This is a genomic window from Rothia sp. HMSC064F07 (assembly GCF_001837265.1).
Lineage (GTDB): Bacteria > Actinomycetota > Actinomycetes > Actinomycetales > Micrococcaceae > Rothia > Rothia mucilaginosa.
The window spans coordinates 62,919-63,374 of sequence record NZ_KV831928.1; the positions used below are offsets into that span (position 1 = coordinate 62,919).

The window sequence follows — 456 nt, forward strand, 5'->3', positions numbered from 1 at the left end:
AATGAAAGCCCTTCCCAGAAGGAAGGGAAATCCGCGGCACCTGTAGGGCACGCGGCTCGTGCGTCTTCGCCTCAATGAAAGCCCTTCCCAGAAGGAAGGGAAATCTGCGTTGGCTCGTGAGGGCATGCTCGGCGAATCTGACCCTCAATGAAAGTCCCTCCGAAAAGGAAGGGAAATACCAGCGGCACGGATGATTACCCCTGGGCGGGCCAGCCCTCAATGAAAGTCCCTCCGAAAAGGAAGGGAAATTCGAAGACCACTGACCATCAACGCCCTGAACCCTGCCCTCAATGAAAGTCCCTCCGAAAAGGAAGGGAAATTCACGGCGCCAGTTGTTCGCGTCAGATGTGCGGCGGCCCTCAATGAAAGTCCCTCCGAAAAGGAAGGGAAATTGCGACCCGCTCGGACCAACCAAGAAACGCCCGAACCCTCAATGAAAGTCCCTCCGAAAAGGAA

1 CRISPR repeat array is annotated in these 456 nt (G+C 55.9%).

From position 1 onward, the window contains the following. The first annotated feature begins 68 nt into the window (after nt 1–68). A CRISPR array of direct repeats spans nt 69–455; the repeat unit is 28 nt; unit sequence CCCTCAATGAAAGTCCCTCCGAAAAGGA. The last annotated feature ends 1 nt before the right edge of the window (nt 456 follow it).